General features: G+C 45.2%; 16 protein-coding genes. All 16 read right to left on the bottom strand.

Features of this window, described 5'->3' with window-relative positions:
- Positions 1 to 95 precede the first annotated feature (95 nt).
- Positions 96 to 2,819 carry an S-layer homology domain-containing protein gene (locus ACRRU2_RS20955; RefSeq protein WP_432504723.1) on the bottom strand — a complete coding sequence of 908 codons (2,724 nt, stop codon included), beginning with the start codon at positions 2,817 to 2,819 and terminating at the stop codon, positions 96 to 98.
- A gap of 736 nt (positions 2,820 to 3,555) precedes the next feature.
- Positions 3,556 to 7,668, bottom strand: coding sequence for an S-layer homology domain-containing protein (locus ACRRU2_RS20950; protein ID WP_432504721.1), 4,113 nt, complete (start codon positions 7,666 to 7,668; stop codon positions 3,556 to 3,558).
- Between the two features lie 411 nt (positions 7,669 to 8,079).
- Positions 8,080 to 9,225 carry a glycosyltransferase family 4 protein gene (locus ACRRU2_RS20945; RefSeq protein ID WP_331697724.1) on the bottom strand — a complete coding sequence of 382 codons (1,146 nt, stop codon included), beginning with the start codon at positions 9,223 to 9,225 and terminating at the stop codon, positions 8,080 to 8,082.
- A 126-nt stretch (positions 9,226 to 9,351) separates the two neighbouring features.
- Entirely contained in the window at positions 9,352 to 10,104 is a 753-nt protein-coding gene (locus ACRRU2_RS20940) for a WecB/TagA/CpsF family glycosyltransferase (RefSeq protein WP_432504719.1), read from the bottom strand.
- A gap of 7 nt (positions 10,105 to 10,111) precedes the next feature.
- Positions 10,112 to 11,269, bottom strand: coding sequence for a polysaccharide pyruvyl transferase CsaB (csaB, locus tag ACRRU2_RS20935; protein ID WP_432504717.1), 1,158 nt, complete (start codon positions 11,267 to 11,269; stop codon positions 10,112 to 10,114).
- On the bottom strand, positions 11,230 to 13,356 hold the full coding sequence (locus ACRRU2_RS20930; RefSeq protein WP_432504715.1) for a DUF5693 family protein: 2,127 nt from the start codon (positions 13,354 to 13,356) through the stop codon (positions 11,230 to 11,232). The genes csaB and ACRRU2_RS20930 overlap by 40 nt, the downstream gene beginning before the upstream one ends.
- Before the next feature lie 23 nt (positions 13,357 to 13,379).
- Entirely contained in the window at positions 13,380 to 15,104 is a 1,725-nt protein-coding gene (locus tag ACRRU2_RS20925) for a phospho-sugar mutase (RefSeq protein ID WP_432504740.1), read from the bottom strand.
- Positions 15,105 to 15,180: 76 nt separating this feature from the next.
- A complete protein-coding gene (gene fabZ, locus ACRRU2_RS20920; RefSeq protein WP_331697728.1) occupies positions 15,181 to 15,612 on the bottom strand; it encodes a 3-hydroxyacyl-ACP dehydratase FabZ in 432 nt (143 codons plus the stop codon).
- A 156-nt stretch (positions 15,613 to 15,768) separates the two neighbouring features.
- On the bottom strand, positions 15,769 to 16,287 hold the full coding sequence (locus ACRRU2_RS20915) for a CDP-alcohol phosphatidyltransferase family protein (RefSeq protein ID WP_331697729.1): 519 nt from the start codon (positions 16,285 to 16,287) through the stop codon (positions 15,769 to 15,771).
- 153 nt (positions 16,288 to 16,440) lie between these two features.
- Entirely contained in the window at positions 16,441 to 16,980 is a 540-nt protein-coding gene (locus tag ACRRU2_RS20910; RefSeq protein WP_331697730.1) for a DNA-directed RNA polymerase subunit beta, read from the bottom strand.
- Between the two features lie 7 nt (positions 16,981 to 16,987).
- Positions 16,988 to 17,830 (bottom strand): flagellar hook-basal body protein, encoded by an 843-nt coding sequence (locus ACRRU2_RS20905; RefSeq protein ID WP_432504712.1) that lies wholly within the window; start codon positions 17,828 to 17,830, stop codon positions 16,988 to 16,990.
- A 52-nt stretch (positions 17,831 to 17,882) separates the two neighbouring features.
- A complete protein-coding gene (locus tag ACRRU2_RS20900; RefSeq protein ID WP_432504710.1) occupies positions 17,883 to 18,746 on the bottom strand; it encodes a flagellar hook-basal body protein in 864 nt (287 codons plus the stop codon).
- Between the two features lie 237 nt (positions 18,747 to 18,983).
- Entirely contained in the window at positions 18,984 to 19,973 is a 990-nt protein-coding gene (gene mreB, locus ACRRU2_RS20895) for a rod shape-determining protein MreB (protein WP_432504708.1), read from the bottom strand.
- Positions 19,974 to 20,173: 200 nt separating this feature from the next.
- Positions 20,174 to 20,464 (bottom strand): sporulation transcriptional regulator SpoIIID, encoded by a 291-nt coding sequence (gene spoIIID, locus ACRRU2_RS20890; RefSeq protein ID WP_331697734.1) that lies wholly within the window; start codon positions 20,462 to 20,464, stop codon positions 20,174 to 20,176.
- A 219-nt stretch (positions 20,465 to 20,683) separates the two neighbouring features.
- Positions 20,684 to 21,436 carry a peptidoglycan DD-metalloendopeptidase family protein gene (locus ACRRU2_RS20885; RefSeq protein ID WP_432504706.1) on the bottom strand — a complete coding sequence of 251 codons (753 nt, stop codon included), beginning with the start codon at positions 21,434 to 21,436 and terminating at the stop codon, positions 20,684 to 20,686.
- A gap of 66 nt (positions 21,437 to 21,502) precedes the next feature.
- Positions 21,503 to 22,840: a stage II sporulation protein D gene (gene spoIID, locus ACRRU2_RS20880; protein WP_432504704.1), complete on the bottom strand. Its 1,338-nt coding sequence runs from the start codon at positions 22,838 to 22,840 to the stop codon at positions 21,503 to 21,505.
- Positions 22,841 to 23,519: the final 679 nt, after the last annotated feature.

Below are 23,519 nucleotides of genomic sequence, written 5' to 3'. Positions count from 1 at the left end.
AGATTTGTTTCTATATATTTTATATTTAACAAACAAAAGAAAAAAACGAGCAGGGGAAATCCCCCTACTCGTCTCCTTCAAATAAATATTAACTCTTAAGGATTTACTGCTACAGCTACAGTTGCAGTAGTGCCATTACCAGCAATGTATTGTACATTAGCTGTTCCTACTTTTTCACCTGTAATAGTAACTTTTCCATCGGTTCCAAGTGTACCAACAGAAACCACTTCTTCATTAGAGGATACTACTTTGCCGTTTAGATCTGTAATAGTTTTACCATATTGATCTTTTACAGATACTGTTAGTTCAGCAGTATTAGTGCCTGTCAATTTCAAGTCAGCGCTTGATTTATCGAAAGAAACTTTGGTTACTACTGGCTTAGCTTCAGAAGCAGTCACTTCCTGCTCAGCAAGCAATTTTCCGTTTGCAGCAAATACTTTAATTACAGAAGTACCAGCTTTAACACCAACAATAGCTTTGCCACCAACAACATCAATAATATCAGTATTAGTGGATGTTGCCATTAGGTAAGAAGTAGGGTCAATCGCAACTTCTGTACCACCAGACAATTTACCAACTAGCTCAACATCTACAGTGTGGTTTGTTGCAGCATCTGTACCTGCATAAATTGTACCAATCTTCTTAATTGAGTAACCAGCAATATCATCTTCATTTACAACAGTTACTGTAAATTTGTACTCGGAATCATCAACGCCATCCAACTTAACAGTTACAACTGTTGATCCTGCAGCTTCCGATACTAATTTTCCACCAGAGTAAGTTACCACATTAGTATCTTCTGGAGTCACAGTAAAAGCAGAAGAACCAAGGTCTTTCACACGGTTGTAATCATCAATTTTAGTAATATTTTTTGCGCCAAATGCTACTGATTGACCATCAAGAATTGTTGTTTGAACATCCTTAATGCCATTAATTTTAACATCTTTTGCAGCTTTTTGTACTTGTAGACCTAGAACTGAACCAACTTGCAAACCATCTACGAAAGCAGAGATATTTGCAGTTCCTTCACCAGCGAACTTAACTACAAGTTCACCTTTAGCATTGATGTAGCTATAAGTTGGGTTAGGGAAAACATTCAATTGAACTTTTCCATCACCAGTAGTTTCAGACAGTGCAATGTCTTTAGATGCAATTTGTTTGCCGAACTGGTCAACTGCATTCAATTGGAAAACAGTGTCTTCACCAGCAACAATAACACTTCCTGGAGTTACAAACTCAAGTGATTTAACTTTTGCAGGAGCTTCAACTGTAAATGTTACAGATGCATTTGCAGTAGTCGCTGGATTAATTACACTAATAATAACTGTGCCAGACTTATTAGCAGCAATGTCAAGTGTTAGAACACCATCTTTATCCACATTGTAAGCAGCAATTACTCCCAAAGTATTTACTGTAAACAAAATTTCATCGATAGTAAAGTTGCTAACATTAGCAGCTAGTGTTTGCTTACCATTTGTGTTTTTGAATTTAATGTCGTTTCCATACTGATCAACCAATTGAACTGGCAACACAATACCTTTATCACCAGAAGTGATATGTGTCTTGTCTTTCAACGGTGTAACTTCACCAATTTTGATTACAGTCGCAGCACTACCAGCAACTAGTGTGTAAGTTTTAGTTGTAACAAGACCTGCATTGTTAGAAGCAGTAACTAGAACTGTGTCACCAATGTGACCATGAGCTTCGTTAGAAAGGTTAACCTTTCCGTTAGAAACGCCCAACGCACCATGGCGAGTAGCATTGAAAGCTGTAATGTTTAAATTCACATTTTTCATTTCTTTACCAAATTGGTTAAGAACTTTAACAGCTAGATCCTGATCGGCCACTTTAACTTGAAGTGAAGATCTTGTAATATCGATTTTAGTAGCTATAGCATCTGCAATAACAACTTTCTTAGCATCAAAACCAGTTAATGTAACCTCGTACTCGCCAGCTGGCAAGAAGTTAGAAGACAATACAACAGATTTGTTATCTTCTGCCCATTTGGAAGTTACAGTATAGCTTACTGCACCTTTTTTAACAGAAATTTCTTTAATTTCTGCTTTTGCTTCAGCAGAAACTTCTTTGTTAAAGGAAACTGTGATTTCACGAGCATCAGTTTGCTCAACTTTAGCAATAGCTAGAGCGCCAGCTTGAGCAAGAATTTCTTTTGCAGAGAATACAACCTCTACAAGTAAACCACGGTTAGCATTAACTGTGTAGTCGTCTTGCTTAGCAAGAAGACCAGCAGCGATTGCGGAAGCAACTGCTTCAGCAGCCCAAGCGTCTACTTTACCTTCTACTTCTTCGCCAGCTGGTACAGTCACGTCAGCATGCTTAGCAAGCTTAACAGCGATAGTAGCCAATTGTTGAACAGTTACTTTTGCACTTGGATCGAATTTATTATTGCCTTTACCTTCAAGGATACCAACTTGAGTAGCGTAGTTGATGTAGTCAGTTGCCCAACCAGCACCTACTAGGTCAGTGTAGCCAGCGTCTTTAACTTCAACGCCTTCGCTGTAGCCAGTTAGTAGAGCTACGATTTTGGAAGCTTGTGCGCGAGTCATATCTCTGTCAAGGTGAGCTTCACCATCGTCATAACCTTCGAAAAGACCTGCTTTCACAAGCTCTTCATATTTTTGTTCAGTTGTTAGTTTTGTCTCTTCCGCTGCGGAAGCGACAGCTGCGAACATGGAAAATACCATTGCAATCGCAACTAATAAGGATAAACTTTTCTTCATAACCTTTTTTTCTCCTCCTCTAAATTGCTTCGGTTGTTGAGAGTTTTGTTTGGAAATTAAATTGCTCGTTTCCCTCATAGCCGATTCACCCCCTTCCCAGAGTAGAGCATGAATTTGTATAAATAATGTCTACGCATGTTAAACCCTATGTAAGCCATGTCGTAGAAACTTGTAAACAAGAAGAAGGACTACCATCCCGTTAAAGGAAGTAGTTTTAAACAGTTAAGAGTGTATGTACTGGTTCACTTATAAACTCTTAAGATTAGAGATAGAAATAGACGCAAAATACCTGCATCACTACAACATTATACAATGGGTATCTGCTACCGTAAAGAGTAAGTTGTGAATTCATTCCATTTCTTCACAAAAAGTTTACTTTCTTACTCCTGATAGCTCACTTGTTCCAACTTACATATGTTAAGACGTTTGAACACGGAAAAAGTTGCGCGAAAAACAAAATAATTTTTCTTCAATTTTAATTATGTATATCGACAAACCTTACTCCGTTATGGCTCTATTATAGCCCAAGCCTGCCAGTTTCGTCGATGCTTAAGATTTTCCATATGAGAATCACATTTTCCACGTAATGGTAGACTAGCTATACTTTAAAGACTCTAGTACAAGCATACCTTGTACTAGAGTACTTTGCAAATAATTACAACCTTAGTTTAGGCAAGGATAAACGACTCCGCCGTCCTTTGGAAAGGCGCGTTTACCGATGAAATATAAGAACAGATATAAGGTTACGAAACTTATACTTTCTTATATTTTAAGAAAGGTCAGAAGCGGCTGTCCGCCTCCGACCATCTTTTAGTTAGTTATAAATTTTAGGCAGCTTCTTGAGATCGAACATTACTTTAGAAATAATAATCGCTGCATCACTGCGCAACAGGCGCGCTTTTGGATCAAACACAGAGCCTGCTTTTGGATTATTAGGATCAATTAGCTTACCTTGAATAAATCCTTTTTTCTGAATAGCCAGTACCGATGGGATCGAATAGAAATCAAAGCTGCCTGAATCCATAAACACACCGTTTAGTCTATTCTTCGCCTTCGTAGAATCTGTTTCTAGCTTAAGCTTCAGCGCACGGGCAATGATAACTGCACCCTCTTGGCGTGAAAGCTCTACATCTTCATCAAAGAAGCCTGGTCTAGTTCCGCGGACAATACCAGCTCTAGCTGCGGTCTCAATATAACGATAGTCGTAAATCGCATTGCTGTTATTCGCATTAGTTATTGTCTCTGGATAGTATGTGAAGTGATTATCTCCACCGTAGTTGAGAGGCAGATCAAGCGCTCTAACGATCATGCGTGTAAATTCGCCGCGAGTCACATAGCGGTCGCCGCCAAATACCCCGATTGGGTCAATAGCGTTCATGATGCCCTTGGCAAATACAGCCTCCATTGCTTCTCGAGCATATGGATGATCAGTAATATCGTTATAGCCTCTTGTCATTTTCACGGCTACATAGTAACCAAATTTCGTAAACGGCACAGTAATTGTATACTTTTTCGAGTCTACGACACCGCCAATGTTCTCCCAAGTACTGTCGTAAGGATCAAAACGGAATACTGTAATTGTAGTCGCCGCACTGTCCACAATGCTTCTGTCATACTCCAACGTCAATTTACCCGGCTTTGAAGGAATCAGCTCGCGTCCGTATTCATTCCAGCGCTTAGCGAAGCTGTCTGTATGCTTGCCTGCAAGGTTAGGGAAAGGGAACGGATCCATCCCCATCTTAATCGGATCGAGCTTGTTTGGTGTATCAGGGTCATCAGCCATACCAGCATCTACCCAGAACAAAGGACTTGCCTTTAGGAACTGACGCGCTTGATCCTGAAAACGATAGCCGATATGCAGATTGCCTTCTGCTTGACTATTAGCTGAATAGTTTGGCGGCTGGCTCTCAAATTCATGACGGTTGACAATACCGTCATTCGGATTGGCAATGGCAAATAGAATATCATGTCCGCTGGATACCTGGCCAGCCAGGTTTTCAGAATTATTAAAATGCGGACGAATCAGCTGCGTATTTTTATCAAATGTCAGCGTCAAAGCATTATTAAACACTTTATGGGATGAAGCCATTGATTGAAGCATCTGCGCGCCTGGAATATTAGTAGGCACATATCTTACAACCATTTCTTGCTTGATCGTGTCTTTTCCGCGTGTAATCGTGAATGGGATTTTGGTATCTTTATTAGGTCCTAGATTTTTGTAGACTACACGGAAAGCATCTACATACGACTCTAGCCCTTGTACATATTCAATGTACGTCACCTTTTCCGCTTTTTCCTTGCCAACTGTAATAGAATCGGCTCCTGGTGATGCAATAATAATCTCAACAAAGTTTTGATTTGTTATCATATTCTCTTTAAGTGGAGACTTGATGCTGTAAGGAATCGACACAGAGTTAACTTCCAGACGGTAAGTTGCTCGCGGTCCTGCATCTCCGCTATTAAATACCGTAATAACATAAACTTGCGGGCTTCCGTCAATAGGCATCATTTGATTAATAATTTCAAAATAGAAATATTGATCATCAACATCGTAGAAAAATTCTACCCTTGCATCCGGAGTAGACACAAGCTCATTTGGATTGAGTACGCTAAGTGCCTCGTTCTTCTTCATTGCGGTAAATTCTTTACGCAAATCCCACTCCAGCGGCTGCTTCCAATTCGGTGAATCAATAACCACTTTATAATTTTGTTTATCTGTTATTCTGGTGAGGCCATCTACATACTGGCCTTCTCCGCCAAGGTCTACAAAATCAAATGTTCCGTGCACATTGAAGTATGCTTCCTTAGTTGTGTATACAGCTCCTTGGCTGGTGAAGTTCGGATCGTTCGGAATACGAGCTCCGCCTGCTGTGTATGGATAAACGCCATCTGTATTAGGGGCTGGCACTACCGGCAGATTTGTCGGCACAATTGAGAACTTCAAAGTGTTTTCATACACGTTTGAATCTGTACGGAATACGAATTTGACCGTGTTCTCGCCCGCTTTGTTTAAAATATTACTAATTTTCGTCACGACTGAGTTTGCGCCTGTATCACTAAGATTCAACCCTTTAGGCATGAACTTAGTCGGTGAGCCGTTTTCAGCAAGAGGGATCTCTACATTATTAATGTACATAAATACAGATTGCTTCTTGACTGATGGAGTAGATGTATTCTCATACACAACTTGATCGTCGTTTGCAACGTTGAATATTTGTCCATTAAAGCTTCCAAGCTTAGTAAGCAAGTTAACGATCTCGTTCTGGCGAACCGAGTCGTATTCTACTTTCATACCGTTTACTAAGGTATCAAACTTCACATAAGGCCCGTACAACAGCTTGGCAATAATAGTTTTTTCTTCCGCTGTTACACCGCTTGTCCGATCAATTTTAAACTTAATAGAATTTGTACCTGATTGATTAAGCTTGCTAATCTCTACAAATGTCCGCAAGAAAGGCACTTGCTGGTTGTTGATGGTACGATAAACAATTTCATTTGCTCCCAAAGTTTTGAATGAGCCACCTGTTGTTTCTGATGCTCCGTTTACTTTAAACAACTTGGTATAGTCCGTACCGAGTGAGGCGTAATTGCCAATAAGCACTTCCACCGCCATTGGCATTGTATATACGTTTACACCGCCGCTAGGAATGTCAGTTCCTTGCAAGCCAAGTATACGAGAATCAGTCATTGATTTATCATAACCAGACAAATAGTTGATGTCATAAATGTAAGCCAAGCTGCTGTCACGAACAATAAAAGAAGTCCAGTTAGAGTAAGAATACTGCTTCAAATTCGGACCTACAAAACGAATACGATTCGTTTCATCGAAAGTTAGCACTGGTAAGCTTACAGAGAAATTAACAGTAATAAATTTAGTCGACGCATCTGGATTCGTCGGCGTGTAAGTAATATCATCTTCAGCAATTGGGTAAGAAACCGAGTTGCTCGTGCCTTTCTGCAGTTCCATACTTAATAACTTTGCCAGTGCTGCTTTCGATACTGTAACCGTGTTGTTGCGATCAGCTGGTACTGCAGCCGTCAAATCATACAACGGCAATGGAATAATAGCCGTGCCGCTTACTTTTATTTGCCCAGCAGCAGCACTTGGCGTTAAGAAGTTAAGATTCGGCTCCAAATCAGCAACTTGGGGCGGTGTTTGTGAATCAGTTATTTTCAAGTTGTAATAGGTAACTTCTCCATTATAAAAAGCAACCTCGCGTGTCGTTTCAACAATCTGACCGCCATTTAAAACCTTGAACGTAATACGGTTGATGCCTTTATCTATTGTTAATTGCGAAGTGCTGAATCTGCTGTCATTGGATGATGTGGATACATTAAAATCATAGCTGCGCCCATTGATATCAATGGTAACCTTTTGCGCATTTGGCGCTTTACCAGTAATGACGATCTGACCGCGATCTACAATATTAGGTGCTGTAGAGTAAAGCATAGTAGGCTCGCTCTCCAGCATATCGTAGTCTCTGTTCTCAAAGTTGATTTTTAGATCATACAGCATCGGGCTGTCTCTATACTCAATATAAATGGATTCTGTAACCGTAGAAGCGCCAGAAATCCCCTTAAAAGTAATCTTGTTCAGGCCAGGGAACAAAATAAGCCCTGAAACCGTAATTCGATTATCTCCCGTCGTCTGAATACCTGTCGTAATTTCTTCTGTTTGATTCAATACTCTATCGTCAAGAGTAACCTGCTTTACATTATAGCTAATGGAGTTGCCGACTACCTGGTTGATCGTACCTTGCAATTGAATGGTAGAAGTCGATACGATACGTGCATTGGCTGCTGTACTTTGTTCATTGGGAAATAGGAAGTAAACTCCTGCCGCAGATGCACTAGGGGCGATACCAGCAGCTGGCACCAAAGAGATAACAAGTGCAAAAGCAACAATGAGTGATAATAATTTTTTCAAAACGATGCTCCTCCTTTATGTGCTACTCTAACAAATTTACCGATACTTCTGACTGTACTGGATAATGCTTCTCTATATTCCTCCCTTTTCCTCATTAGCCAGATTATATGTTGTCCAAACTATAGACGCACTCACCGCCAAAAAGTTCTGTACTTTTGTTATCGGCACTATTTTGTCAGATGTTTAGAGATGTTAGCGAATCTTCTTCATTAAAATAAACAGCTCCGCCGTCCTTCGCTTAAGTGAAGATGGCGTGTTTATCCAAAAATATAGGAGATAAAAGTAACAAAATCATATTCTTTTCCTATATTTAAAAAAGCTTCTACTCCGTCCGCCCTCTCGGGCTGGCTCGAAATAGAAGCTTCAGTAATTCATTATTATTTATAATAAGAATAATTAATATAATAGCTATTACTTGCCGCGCGATGGCGTGTCCACCTTCGCTATACGAACTTTAATACGGTGAAACAAATTAATGAGCGGCTTGCGGGTTTTGTCCACGATGCCTGTAACCTCAGCGCCCAGCTGCAAGAAGAATAAGAGCAGGCAGATAACGACAAAGGTGATCCAATTGGCTGCGTTAGATTGGACAACGGCCGATTGAATAACGGCCAGGACGCCGAACACAGCGCTCACGCCCCAAATGATAAGAACGGTGCGCTTATGGCTGAAGCCCAGATCCTGCAAGCGGTGATGCAAATGCTCCTTGTCTGGAGCGAATATCGGCTTCTTGTTCACCCAGCGTCTTACGATAGCAAAAAATGTATCAGTAAGCGGTACGCCGATAATAAGAAGCGGTGTTACAAACGATACGATCGCGACCTGCTTGAAGCCAAGCATGGACAGTGTCGCAAGGCTGAAGCCAAGGAAGAGCGCTCCTGAATCGCCCATAAATATCTTGGCCGGATGGAAGTTAAATACTAGGAAGCCGATAATACCGCCAAGCAACAGCGTGCTGAGCAGCATAACAGGCTGATTGCCCATAATCAGGGCCATAACTGCAATCGTGGCAATAGCAATTCCGGATACGCCGCCTGCAAGGCCGTCAAGACCATCGATCAGGTTGATGGCGTTAGTTACGCCGACGATCCATAGAATCGTAATCGGTATACCGATCCATTCTGCAACCGGCTGCATCGTTTGACCAAACGGCACATTGACCAAATCGATATGAACATCAAAGCCGAATACTACGACGCATGCTGCAATAATTTGCCCGAGCAGCTTAACCTTTGCCGAAAGCTCGAAGCGGTCGTCCAGTGCTCCTAACAGAATAATAATTGTGCCGCCTACCAGCAGCGCGTTAATCATATTCAAATCCTTAGGGCGCAATAGACCTTCTGGAATAAATGGCGATAGTGCAAAATATGCTGCTACAAATCCGATATAGATGGCCAAGCCGCCTAGCCGAGGCATAATCCGCGTATGTACCTTCCGGTGATTAGGCTTGTCTATGGCTCCAACGAAAAAAGCGAACTTTTTAACTAACGGTGTCATGACTACTGCAATAAGAAGTGCAACTATAAAACCGATAAAATAAAGAATGCCAACTGGCATAAGAGCAACTCTCCTTTTTCGACCTGACGAAATCCGTGACTCCGAATGAATTATACTCCTAAAGAGCTATAATTTCCATCCCTTTTTCTAGACATTAAAAGGAATTAAGATTAGATTTTCGTCATTTTAAGGTTGTTTTGTTACTTTTTCTTTATCTCTCAGCACGTTCACTACAAATTTCGGCAGTGCAAGCATACGTCCGAAGCGCTTCGGCTCTTGCAAAAGCCGGAACAGCCACTCCAGCTTCAGCTTCTGAACAAGCATCGGCGCACGCTTCAGCTTGCCCGAAATAACATCAAAGCTGCCGCCGACACCCATAATAAGCGGAACGCTCAGCTGCTCGCGATGCTTCACGATCCACGGCTCCTGCGTTTCAGCGCCGCGCGCTACAAACAACAGCTGCGGCTCCTTCTGCTTAATATTCGCAATGACCTCCTGGTCCTCGTCCGCGCCGAAAAAGCCGTTGCGAGCGCCTACAATCTTAACTTGCGGATATTGCAGCTGCAGCTTCTCAGCTGCCGCATCAATAATTTCTTGCGTCGTGCCAAGCAAATAAGCTTTCCACTTGCGCTTCTCTCCTTGCTCCATCAAAAGATTAAGCAGCTCGATGCCCGCAATGCGCTCGGCAACAGGCTCACCGCATTTCTTGGCAGCCCAAACAACGCCTACGCCGTCAGGAACGATTAAATCGGCTTTCTTCATCATTGTTTTATACGCAGGCTTCTCAAGCGCCGCCATGACCATGATCGGATTCGCTGTGATGACATGGGTTTGCTCGCCTGCTTCTATACGTTTTGTTAAATATTGTACCGTCTCATTCATTCCCATCTTGGAGAAGGGAATGCCGTAAATCGATACGCTAGGAACCTCTTTTGTCATGAGGAAATCACCTCGATCTATTATGACGCAAAAACTGTATCATTTGTTGCGCTGGTTGCTGGGATTGATGTCTTAATTGATCGATTGCTGCCTGATGCTGCTCCAGCCACGCCGCTTTCTGATCAAGCAGCCGGCAAGCCTCGTCTGCAAAAAGCCCGGCATCGAGCCGCTCAGTCGTACCTGTAGCGGACAGTCCAAGCCGAGCCAAAAATTGATCGATCTTAGGATCGTACGACAGGCCCAGCATCGGCACGCTCTGGTTTGCAGCATATATTAACGCATGAAGTCTCATGCCAAATAATAAATCGCAGCGGCTTACTTCAAGCAGCATGAGCTGCGGATCATCCTTCACATCGACTAATTCCATCTTGCAGCCATCGCCCAGTTTGCCTTCGAGCCGCTGCATTACCTTTTCAGAGGTAATACGGTCAGGCGGCAAATGAAAGGGTAAAAACCGAAAGCATACAGCACGGCGCTGCGACAATTCGATCAATGCAGCTGCCGCTCTGTCCATATCCGCGCCATCGCTGCGCCAATCGCGCAGCGATACACCGACAACAGGAATATTGCCAGCTGGCTTATCCCGCAAGTTGTCCGCTCGATTGCTTCCGCTTGGCAGCGGCATGCCCATTACAGGATCGGGCACAAGCTCGATTCCCTCCGGCCGCACGCCAAGACTCGCCAACAGCTCCGCAGACTGCGCATCACGCACAGATACATAGGCGCTGCGCTTCATGACGTGGCGGATCATCGGCTTCAGCCAGCCCCGATTGACAGGTCCGATTCCCTGCGCATATATAAAAGTCGGCTTGCCCAGCCACTGGGCAAGCTTAATAACAGCTGCATAATAAGGAATCGTCTTCGAACTGGTAGCATCCTGCAGCAGGCTGCCGCCGCCGCTGATCAAGCCGTCACAGCTGCGCAGCGCGCCAAGCAGCTCTGCCGGGCGCATGCGATGCGCAGCCTCTACCCCATACATTTGGCTTGTCCAGGCAGGGTCGGAAGACAATACGACCGGGACGATCTGCACCCCTTGCTTCTTCCCCTGCTCGTCCAGCGCCAGCAAAATAGACCGGAGCACAGCTTCATCCCCGCTATTTTTATATCCGTAATAACCGGAAATGGCTATTCTGAAACTTTTTTCATTACGTTTTTGGGCATCCATTTGCGCCAAGCTCCTTCCAATACCAGCCATACAGCTATAAACAAGCAGCCAATGATAAGACCGGTACCAAGTCCAAGCAGCGTACGTATGCTTGAAATGTAGAATGGTGTATGAATGTGTGTAAATGTGCTTACCATTGTCAATTGTCCGATTACGCCTGCAATAATGAGCAGCCACGACGCACGATAACGCAGTGCAAGGAACAAGCCCAAAAGCATTGGCGGATGGCCCAGCATGAACTCTTTGAACCGCGGCCTAACACCGAAGGAAGACTCCAGCCAATTGCGGATAAGCAGCTCTATTGCGGATACCTTGCCGGCGTTGCCTGTACGGGACAAATAATAGAAGCCTACTGCTGCCAGCACGACAGCGATACAAACCCAAAGCACCGTAATCGGCTGTGAAAGCGCACCGCGAATGCGCTTGATCACACCGCCAAAGCTATTTGTGCTGTAGAAGAACACATAAATCGCTACTAAAATAATTGGAGCAAAATGCAATACGCTCACGCCTCTAAATTGCTCAAGCACAAGGCTGTACGTAATATTGTTCAACAGTCCGGTTACTAGCGGAACAGCAGATAAAGAGATAAGTGTAGCTACGATAAACCAGTTCAGTGCAAGGCCAAAGCGGCGCTTGATCGACTGATTTGGGAAAATCCATTTCGTTTCCTGTCCAGACTCAGAAACAGAAGGCGATTCCGTCCAAAGCTCGCCGCCAACCATTCTGCGATCCCCGATCGTTCTCGCGTAGATTCGGTTAAGCACCCAAATAACGCCGAGCGTTGGAGCCGCTACGGCAGCCCCTAAGGCCAGTCCCTGCTCCAGCAAGGAGCTGTTAAGAACAAACAAGCCTGCGGAGCCAATCAAGCCTAACACGAACACTGGGATAATAACAGCAGGTATAAACGCAGCTATAAGCAGCGCGATAATCGCAACCGCACCCAGCGCAACTACTGCACGGAGCGGCTTGTCCCAAGACGGCACGCTATAGGTGAATGCATGGGCATCGCCAGGAGGAAAGCCTGCTTCCGTCAGCTGCTCGATCACGCCATTCTCGCCGCCCATAATGGAGGCAAGCTTGTCCGCGGAATGAATAAGGCCGGTGCGCTGCGGATTTTGCTTAATCATCGTATTCAAAAAGAACATTCTAATGTTGCGGTCTTTGGCTGCAAGCAGAAAACGGTCGGCAATGCCTTCCTTCGTCATCTCAGCGCTATCCTCTGGCGACAACGAATATAATCTGGCTACATTATAGTCAGTAATAAAAGCAAGCTTGTTTATGCCTTGCTGCGGTTTTTTCAAGTTCTCAATAGCTACTAAACCGATGTTTTCCTGATTAAGCAGCTCGCCAAAGCTGTCCAAGCTTTTCAATTCAGCCTGGTCGGCAGCGCCTGTCGCCTTATCGCCGTCGAACAGCAATCTCTTCACGCCATATTGCTTCAAGCGGTTTAACTGAGCAGCTGCCTTCTCGGAATCATAAGGAATACGGTCTGTAGGTCTTGGCAAAATATTAAAGCCAAACTCCTTCAATGTTTGCAGCGTCATCGGATCGTAATCCATCGGCTTCAGCACAACATCTGCCGAAGCCTGTTCTATAACAAGGCCTTTGCGTCCTTCAAAGCTCCACGGGCTATAAGAAACCTGGAATGTATCCAAAGCATCCTTAATAATAGGAGCGATCAAACGCTCCTCTTCCGGTCCCGTAAATAAAACATAAGTAAAGTGAGTACGCTCGTCAGGAAACTTTCCTTGCAGCAAGGCAGCATCCTTCTCGTTGTAATACGTCAATCTGCCGGCTTGCATAAGCTCCTTCAGCGAGCTCTCGTAGACAGACATACTTGTAATGCCCGCATCCTTTAGGAGCTGAAGATTTTCCTCCAAAAACTGCTGCGGTCTTGATTGATACTCTGATACCTCTATTAAATCACGGTAATCAAAAACATATTCTATCTGCTTGGACGAGCTTTCCATATCCATGCGCTGCACAGTAAGCGGAATAGCTGCTCCAACACCTAATATTACTAATGCCACTAAGATCAGCTTCGTCAGCTGGTTCAATCGATGCCATTTCCCTCGCACGTTCATCCCCCGTTCTTTTATAGCGCAGATTAACTCAAACGATCGACTCGTGCCATGACTTCAGCCTGCAACGATTTCATCCGAGTATCCGCTTCTGCGGCAGTTTGACCTTTTACAGCAAAATAAACTTTAATTTTAGGCTCTGTTCCGGAAGGACGAAGACAGAACCAGGAACCGTCTGCAAGTATAAATTTCAATACATTTTCCTTGCGCAGCCCATCAATGCCTTGGCTGTAATCCAGCGCTTGAACAACGCTGGAGCCGGCTGCCGCCGCAGGCGGAGCTGTACGCCAGTCTTCCATTATAGCTGCAATTTGAGCAACCCCGTCCATCCCTTTCAGCGTGCGAGATTGCTGGCTTTCCTTATAATAGCCGAAGCGTTCGTAGAGCTCTTCAAGCACATCAACAAGCGTTTTGCCCTGCTTGCTGTAATAAGCAGCAGCCTCGCAAATAAGCATAGTCGCTACAATGGCATCCTTGTCTCTTGCATAGTCTCCTGTCAAGTAGCCGTAGCTTTCCTCATAGCCAAACAAGAAGGAGCGCTCCTTAGTTTGCTCATAGCGAGTCATTTTTTCCCCGATATATTTAAAGCCAGTCAAAGTATTTTCAACCGATGCTCCGAACGATTGTGCCACAACGGCACCCAGCTCGCTCGTCACGACCGTTTTAATAACTACGCCATTGTCCGGCAAACGATTCTGACGCTGCAGCTGCTCCAAAATATAATAAATCATAAGTGCTCCGGATTGATTGCCGCTCAGCACCTCATAGCTGCCCGATTTGTTTTTTACAATTGCCCCCATGCGGTCGGCATCCGGGTCGGTTCCAACAATAATATCGGCTTGAACCTCTTCAGCCAGCTTGAGCGCAAGCGCAAAAGCATCCTTCTCCTCCGGATTCGGAGACTTCACTGTAGGGAAGCTGCCATCCGGATCCCGCTGCTCCGATACAATATGAACCTGGCGGAAGCCTATTTTTTTCAACGTTTCTCTTACAGCCATATGCCCTGCTCCATGAAGCGGCGTAAAAACGATGTTGAACGCATCGCCAAGCTCGCCCTGCAGCAGATCGCCGCACAGACTTTGCGCCGCGACCGTTTCAATATAGCTTTCATCCGCCTTTTCATCCAAATATTCAAGAAGCCCGGCAGCTATCGCCTGCTCCTTGCTCACACGCTTTACAGCATGAAAGCCGGTAACATGCGCAATAGCCTCTATTACTTGTTCAGCTTCCTCAGGTATAAGCTGTCCGCCGTCAGCGCCATAGGCTTTGTAGCCGTTATATTCAGGAGGATTATGACTTGCCGTAATGACAATGCCGGCCGAAGCGTTCAGCAGGCGCACGGAATAAGACAGCTGCGGAGTAGAACGCAAACTGTCAAACAAATACGCTTTAACGCCGTTGCCAGCTAACACCAATGCCGCTTCCAGCGCAAATTCAGGCGAAAAATGCCTGGAATCATGGGCAATAACGACAGAAGGCGGTGCTGCAGCATCCGTTGCATGACGAGCCAGCAGCCATTCCGCCAGACCTTGCGTTGCCTTGCCAACCGTATATGCATTCATCCGATTCGTGCCAGCGCCTATAACACCACGCAGCCCGCCTGTGCCAAATTGCAAATCGCGGTAAAAGCGGTCCGCAATTTCCTTCTCGTCGCCTGCGATTGCTCTGAGCTCTTCTTTTGTATGCTCATCAATCAACGCATCATTAAGCCAACCATTATATTTTAACATCCACTCTTCGCTGGATTTCATTGTCATTAGTCAAAACCTCTTTCTATCGTTCTTATTCCGTACTTTTTCGGAACTAACATCTGAACGCTGCCCGTCATTATGACGGGTCACTTAGAGCAAACATAAGCTCGCCTTCAGCAACGACCTGATCGTCTACCTTGGCTGTAGCCTTGCCCTTGCCAATCGAGCCTTTTAACCTTGTAATCTCAACCTCAAGAATTAATGTGTCGCCCGGCTTTACCTGTCCTCTGAAGCGGAATCCGTCAATTCCAGCAAAAAAGCCCAGCTTGCCGCGGTTAGCCTCCACCTGGAGCATAGCAACAGTTCCTACTTGTGCCAAAGCTTCTACAATAAGAACTCCGGGCATAACCGGATATCCTGGAAAATGTCCTACGAAATAAGGCTCATTCATGGTTACATTTTTTAAGCCGACTGCACGAACGCCTGCCTCCACCTCTAAAATACGATCTACAAGCAAAAATGGCGGACGATGCGGAATGATTTCTTGAATTTCTGTTATATTAAGCAAAATAAAAAACCCCTCTCCATATTCATAAGTATAAAATAAAGCATTTAAAGAAAAACTATACATATCCTTCATAAAACTGCAGTTTATGGAGGTTGAGATAGAGGAGCTTGATTACTGACCCGAAGTGTCTGTAGTCAAGCTTCTTTCTGTATGGCGCTATGTATCAGAGGCAACGCGGTTAAGTGTCTTATACATAATCATATACACAAACATCGTAATAAATGAGAAAGCAATGACGATCCATAAGAAGGTTTGGGCAAATGAAGCTTCGAAGAATATAAACATAATAGCGATATACAATAATACCGTCGTCAATTTTCCCATCCAGTTCGCAGGTACCGTTTTCTTGCCGCGGAAGTGAGCGCGAAGGCCAGCTCCTATCATGCTAAGATCACGCAAAAACATCGCCCCGGCAGCATACCACGATATATGGCCGGTCAGCACTAGCGATATGATAACCGTAATGAGCATGAGCTTATCTGCCAGCGGATCGAGCATAATGCCAATCTGCGTGATTTGACCGCTGCGCCTTGCAATATATCCATCCAGTACATCCGTAATGCCTGCTGCTGCAACGATTAGAAAGGCTGGTATCATATGGCCGCTCATAAAGACGCCTATATATATGGGTATGAGCACAAAACGCAACGATGTTAAAAAATTAGGCAAATTCAATCCCTTCACTCCCTCCTGCCCATTCCTAAAGTACCTTAATCATCCCAAACTATTATAAACTACCTTATTGTAAAATGAAAACAAGAGATGCCCTGCCAAGTCGCCCATGTCGATTGCAGAACATCTCTTGCTCAAGCTATATATACAGCACCCTTATGATTCTGCGAATATCAAATCATACAGATGGCGCCATGTAGGCCATTGAAATACTTCTTCCTTAGGCTGCTCACCCAACACAGTATAACCAATATACAAGCCTGCTACCAGCATAATGATCATGATGATCGGCACAATGCTCTTACGAAGTATCCACAGCAAAATACGAACGCCTAACGGACGTTCATAATACTCATCCTCAGCCAGTTCGTCTTGCCCGCTCTGCTTATCAGCAGCGGAAGCCTTATCGGATCTGGCGCTTTCGCCCAGCTCCGCCTGCGCCCGAGACGATTCCGGTATTCGAATATTGCCCTCCGGCACGCGTTTTGAATCATCGCCATCCCGCTGCGAGCTGCTCATGGCATACCCGCCAATAGCTGCATTCGGACGATTGCTGCTATAGGTCTGTACACGACTTAGCCCTGCGGCTGAGCGTGTGCCACGGTCTAGTCCTCTTGAATAGCTATTGCTAGTTGTTTGATTCGCGAACCCGGTTTTGCTCTGAATTCGTTCATCGGCCATACGTATCACCTTCATCCTGCTCCTACGCGCGCATCGTGTTAGCAAGTCCCATCATCGTATCACTGGACGATAAGGCTCTTGCTGCCAATTGATAGGCCCGCTGAACACTCAATAATTCGGTCACTTCATCCGCCAGCTCGACATTGGATGCCTCAATACTGCCCTGCAGCAAAGCGATGCGATTCTCCTCGCTAGGTACAACCTGCTGCAGCACACTGTCTCGATTGAGACCGTCAGCTACGACGAATAAATTATCAGCTACCGGCGTTAATGCCGCTGAACGCATAACCTCCAGCACCTTAATGCTGCCCAGCGTTCTAGTCGCGCCTGTGTCCGACACCGCAATTACCGTACCATCTGGATCGACACGCATTGTATGCCCCTGCGGCATAACAATAGGTCCTTCAACGATATTTCCGAATTGATCGGGTACACGAGCTATAACCGGATAACCTTCTGCCGTTGCGAGAATAGTATCACCGTTTGCTCTCACCGTCAACTGAAAGGCGCCATTGCGAGTAAATGCGCGGGTTCCTGCATCATCCGTTTGAACCTCGAACAGCGCATTGCCTTGAATAGCTATATCGGTCGAAAGCCCTGTCTGTTTAATGGAGCCTTGGCTCATATTAATCTCAAGCATGGACATTCTTGCGCCCCAGCCCTGATTGTAGCCCATAGGCGACAGACGGCCATCTTGTCTAAAAGCTTCCGGCTGCTCCTTGACATTGGTAAGCAAGTCTTCAAAGGAAGACTGCTTGCGCTTGTAGCCGATTGTATCCACATTGGCTACATTATCAGCAATCGCATCAATTTTGCGCTGCATAGCATTCATTGACACCATTGCATTAATCATAGAACTATTCATAAAATTGCTACCTCCTGTTACAGCGGTTGAATGGTCTGTATTCTAATACCTATTAGATGCGGCCAACCTCATTAACAGCTTTTTGCAAACTTTGATCATAAAATTGAACGACCTTCTGATTCGCTTCATAAGCGCGCATCGCAGCCATCAGATCTATTGCAGCCTGGGACACATCAACGTTGGAGCGTTCCATAAAGCCCTGGCGCACCTCTACACGCTCGCCTGCTCCGAGCGCTTCCGCCACTTGTTCCTCATCCGCAAAGCGGAAGTTGCCATTGCCCTCGCGAATCAGCTCATTCGGATTATTAATGCGGGAAATCAGCATCTCTATGCCGATATCGTTGCCGGCTTGGTCAATAAATCTTCTGTCTTCGGTAAGCGTAAGCTGATCGATCGTCGTATTGGCAGGCAGCTGTATAGGCTGCCGGTTAGCGCCTAGTACCCGATAGCCGTCGCTGCTAAGCAAAAAGCCATCCTCCGAAACAGAAAATTTGCCTCCACGCGTATAGCGGATCTCGTCATTAGGTCCTTGTACCGTAAAAAAAGCTTGCGGCTGATAAGCTATCTCTCCGTCCTCAGTCACAGCTTTTCCTGAAGCATCAAAAGTTAGACCTGCCACCTCTATATTCGAAAGAATAGCAAAGTCAGCAAACCGGTTCGTCTGAACCAAATCTCCCTGACGATGCGTAGTAACGCCTTCCTCCGCAAACACGCCGCTGTTCCAGCGTCCAATCTCTGTTCTTGGCATACCATTTTCTCTAGTTGCAGAAAGCAGCATTTCTGGAAAAGAGCGCGTTACCGCATCCACTTGCTTGTAGCCAGGTGTATTAATATTGGCGATATTATTCGTTACTGTATCATGCCTGCGCTGTTGGGCAATGAGGCCCGATGCGGCGCTGTATAAACCTCTTAGCATGCTGTCTACCTCCTAAGCGTCTCTTGCACAAACACTTTCCTGCGCGTCTTGCTTCTATGTATTTGCAAAGCAAACATCTTGGCAAAGCTTTTATCTGCAACAAGCATTATCTTTTCTATATTATCGGATTTCTGCTTGCGTTGCTGAATAGCTCGTCCATGCGACCAGAGACTTATTTCTGCTTCGGCACGTCCCCCTAAGACGTCCTACCTGTAAAAATAAGCGCTCATCCGCAAGCTATTTCTTAAGCTTATCCAGATGATCAAGCAGGATTCCGGTACCCTTCACCACACAATGCATCGGGTCCTCCGCTATAAGAACGGGAACCTTCAGCTGATCCGCGAGCAACGTGTCAAGACCGCCCAGCAGCGCGCCGCCGCCTGTAAGAATTACACCGCGATCGATAATATCCGCCGACAATTCCGGCGGTGTCTGCTCCAATACAGACTTGGCTGCCGAAACGATTGACATCACCGGATCCCATAGCGCTTCGCGCACTTCATTCGTATATATTGTAACGGTAAGCGGCAAGCCGGTTACCATATCGCGGCCTCGGATATCCATATCATCATTGCTGCCATCACTATAAACAGAGCCGATCTTAATCTTAATATCCTCGCTTGTTCTTTCGCCGATTAGCAGCTTGTACTTATCTTTAATATATTTCATAATCGCCATGTCAAACTTGTCGCCAGCAATCTTGATGGATGAGGCGGTCACGATATCGCCCATGGAAAGAACAGCGACATCTGTCGTACCGCCTCCAATATCAATAACCATGTTGCCGCTAGGCTGAAAAATATCCATTCCAGCCCCTATCGCGGCAGCCTTTGGCTCATCCTCCAAAAATACATCCTTAGCCCCGCTTTTTTCAGCAGCCTCGCGAATTGACTTTTGCTCTACGGAAGTGATATTGGCTGGTGTGCAAATTAGAATGCGCGGCCTGCTAAGCCATTTGCGGCCTTCGACACGATCGATAAATGCTTTTAACATAATTTCAGTAATCTCAAAATCAGCGATAACTCCGTCGCGCAGCGGCCTGATTGCCACAATATTGCCCGGCGTTCTGCCTACCATGCGATGCGCGTCGCTGCCTACGGCAAGCACGTTCTTCGAATCGCTTTCAATAGCTACAACGGAAGGCTCATCCAGAACTATGCCCTTCCCTCTGACATGAATAGAAACATTGGCCGTACCAAGGTCAATCCCAATATCCTTGCTTAGCATAAGGCTTAAGTCCTCCAACGAATAGTAATAACCTAATTAATATTCGCCAAAATAGACAAAAAACCTGCATGCATTTTCCTATTTTGCATAATATTTTTTAAAATATAGGAAAGTATAAGTTTTCACTTTATTCCTGTTCCTATATTTCATCGGTAAACGCGCCCGCCTTTCCAAAGGAAGGCGAAATCGTTTATCCTTGATTATTTTTTACTAGCCGTTAGGACCTCCCGCTGCTTTTTTGCATTTGTTTTCTTATACTTAATTTTGGTCGCTTCTCCCCCCCTCAAATGACGTATCGACTTATGGTATTCGAGAATGTGCTTCACCTGATCGGCCAGCTCTGGATTGATTTCTGGCAGCCTCTCAGTCAAATCCTTATGCACCGTGCTTTTGGACACGCCGAATTCCTTGGCGATCGTTCGTACCGTTTGTCTAGTCTCCACGATACAACGTCCTATTTTATTCGTTCGTTCCTTGATGTAGTCATGCACGTTCCCGCCTCCCTACTCGAGATAGTTTGGTACATTATATGAGTGGGGCGAGTATATATTCGTTGTGTCCAAGCCTGACAAGCCCGAATGTACAACATTTTTATAAAATGCCAAAAAGGCAGAGTCGCTTCACTCTGCCCAAAGGCCTTCATTTTCCTTGCTATTGCTGGATTTTTTGCCGCTTGCAGCTCTGCCGCTCGCAGCAAAAGTTTTCAACCATTATTTTTGAATGTACTGGCTCGGATTAATATTTTCTCCGTTCAGCCGTGCTTCAAAGTGCAAATGTACGCCAAGATCTTTTTCCAGCTCATTGCGTCCTGCTTTTGCAATAACTGTTCCCTGCTTCACTTCCGTACCAAGCTCAACCTGAACGTTATCCAAGCTTTGATAAACTGTTACCAGGCCATTGCCGTGGCTGATTTCAATAATGGATCCATTCGTAGGATGCTTCTGCACATGAGTGACTTTTCCTGACATAGCTGCCATTACATCAAAGCTTTGTCCATTCGGATCGACAAGGTCAATCCCCATATGCGGCATAAAGGTCGTGTCCACTTGAATAAGAGCCGCTTCCTTCTCAGCCGCAGTTGCGTTAGTGTCGTAGAATGGTGTGTCCACTTGAAGCGCCATTATATTGGCTACTGGCCACTCCATCATCTCACCGCCGACCGCAATATCCTCCGGATCTGGGTCTGTGTTTCCTTCCACCGTCTTCGAAGGTTCGCCTTCTTGCGAAACATCAGCTGGATTGGACGGCAAGGAGGTTTTCTCGGATGGGTCCGTTCCCTGATAGATCCACATTAAGGTTACAATAATTGCTGCCGCGGCCATGAAGATCGCTGGAGATACCCAACGCTTGGCAAATAGTCTCTTCCATCCACTGCTAGATTTGACGGCAGACGCTGCTCCCACTGCTTTTTTGGGAGTTTCTTCAGGTCTTTGACTTGTCTTATTTTTGTTTTGGTCATTCATTCTCTATCACCTCACTACCCATTGTTGCCACATCTATCAGGTTTATACGTGAGGTAAACTATTTTTTTAAGAGCTTTGCGCAATTGAAAGTTTCGAAGCTTGTTCTATCTCAACATCACTATAATAGTAGTGTATAATTTGAGCGGCGCTCTTTCCTTCCAAAGCCATTCCATTAGCGCCCCACTGGCTCATTCCGACTCCATGACCATAGCCCTGTGTGTAAAATACGATCTCTTTCTTTCCTATCTTCCAAGTAAATTCAGAGGACGCCAGCTCCAGCTTTTCTCTTACTTCCCGCCCGCTAAACTTTACCCCGTTAATAGTCATAGTTTTTATCCGCTTGCCTTCTGACTTTTCTATTACTTTCATCGTGAGCTTCTTGCCCGCTTCCTTCCCTTTCAAGCCGAGCCTCTTATACAGCTCTTCTCTCGTAAAAGTGAACTGCTGCTCGAATCTGGGTGACAGCTGTTCATCCCATGGACTGGCTACACTGCGCAGATACGGAAGATTGCTGCCCCAATAGTCCTCCGCATTTTCAGTATATCCATTGCTCGTAGAGAAAAAACTTGCCTCAATTGCCGCCCCTTTATAAGTGACCACCTCGCCTCTAGTCTGATCGACCGCCAGCTGCAGCTTCTCCAGATTTCTCTTCTTTGTCTCGCCCTCCCAACGCTGTTCAAGCTCCTTTTTGGAAATATAGACCTGATGACGAATTGTATCCATCACGTCCGCGCCCAGCTTCTCCATTTGCTCATCTCTTCCCAGCTCCAGCCTTCGTATCGCATACGTTCTTGCTGCAATTGCCTGCGCCTTCAGCGCCTCTATTTCAAAATCGATAGGCATTTCGCCTGCTAGCACGCCTAGCACGTAGGTTTCAAGCGGAACCGACTCTACTTTTTTCTCCTTTGTCAAATAAACCTGAATGGTCAAATCCGTTTTATCTTGCCATCTATGATTTGCTTCAGCATTTTCTTGATCCCGCTTAGTACCGGTGTCCGTACCTCCGCCTGCTTGTTCAGAACTGCTGCTTGCTTGAGGCTTTTGGCTGGCAGCTGGCTTCTGCCCCCCGGATGTGCCGGTGTTAACTTTGTCAGTGCCGGTCGTCTCACTCGAGCCAGTACGCTCCTCTATTATTATCTGATTGCTTGCTTCCGCCCGCTCCATGCTGACGCGATGCAGCTTGCCATCTTGCAGCTCGTATATATAAGCTTCACTTTGCTGCTCCTCATTCTGCTGACTGTACTGCATCTTAGAGGCAGACAGCAGCTCCTTGCTCGGATCACTTTTAAGTTGATAGGCTGCGAATAGGACTATTGATCCCATAAAACCTGTTAAGAACAACAGCCACCAAGACTGAACCTTTCTGCCTCCCCAACGGTTTGCTCTTCTAGCGCCGACTCTCATGCTTTCCCCTTTCAGCCTATATAAGATTACGTTGCCTAGTTTTTCCCTTTCGTCAGTAAACGTGCTCGTCCAAAGGACAGCAATAGTCGTTTATTCTTGTTACTAGATACTAATACCTGATGCTTGCTTCCTCTTAAATCGCTTTATGGTTTATACTATGTGCAAAAATAATAGGATAGAACCTGGGGCCATGCTTTGCCGTTCTAATAAACTCTTATATTTCATGAGAAAACGGCCTCTGAGCCTATTTATTAAAAGTTATTAATTTTATAATTTGTAACGAGGCTGATGAAGGTGTCGATTCATTGTGGATAGGGCAACAAGCAATCGAAAGAGATGTTACTACGATCACATTGCTAATCATTAGTTGCCCACAATTAATCGATATCCACCGGCGCTATTTGCGATAATTTATGGTGTTGATTCGTTGTGGGCAACGGCGGCTGGTCGCTCGAACTGGATCACAGCAGTATTCTTTTCAATTACTCGCTGTTTTATTCCCATTGGCTCGACACTCTCTCTAGCTGGTCAGTGGTTCCGTTATTGTGTACAAAATCGCAGTTTTGAGGAAGCAAAGTGACAGAGGTTCCGTTATTGATCAACAAATTGCAGATAAAGACACGTTTAGAGCTATATAGCGGAATGTGTGACCGCGAAACTAGAAAAACGGCGTTTTTAA

This window comes from Paenibacillus sp. GXUN7292 (assembly GCF_050864975.1).
Taxonomy (GTDB): domain Bacteria; phylum Bacillota; class Bacilli; order Paenibacillales; family Paenibacillaceae; genus Pristimantibacillus.
Note: the sequence above shows the minus strand (reverse complement) of the source record. Positions and strands in the feature narration are given on the sequence as shown.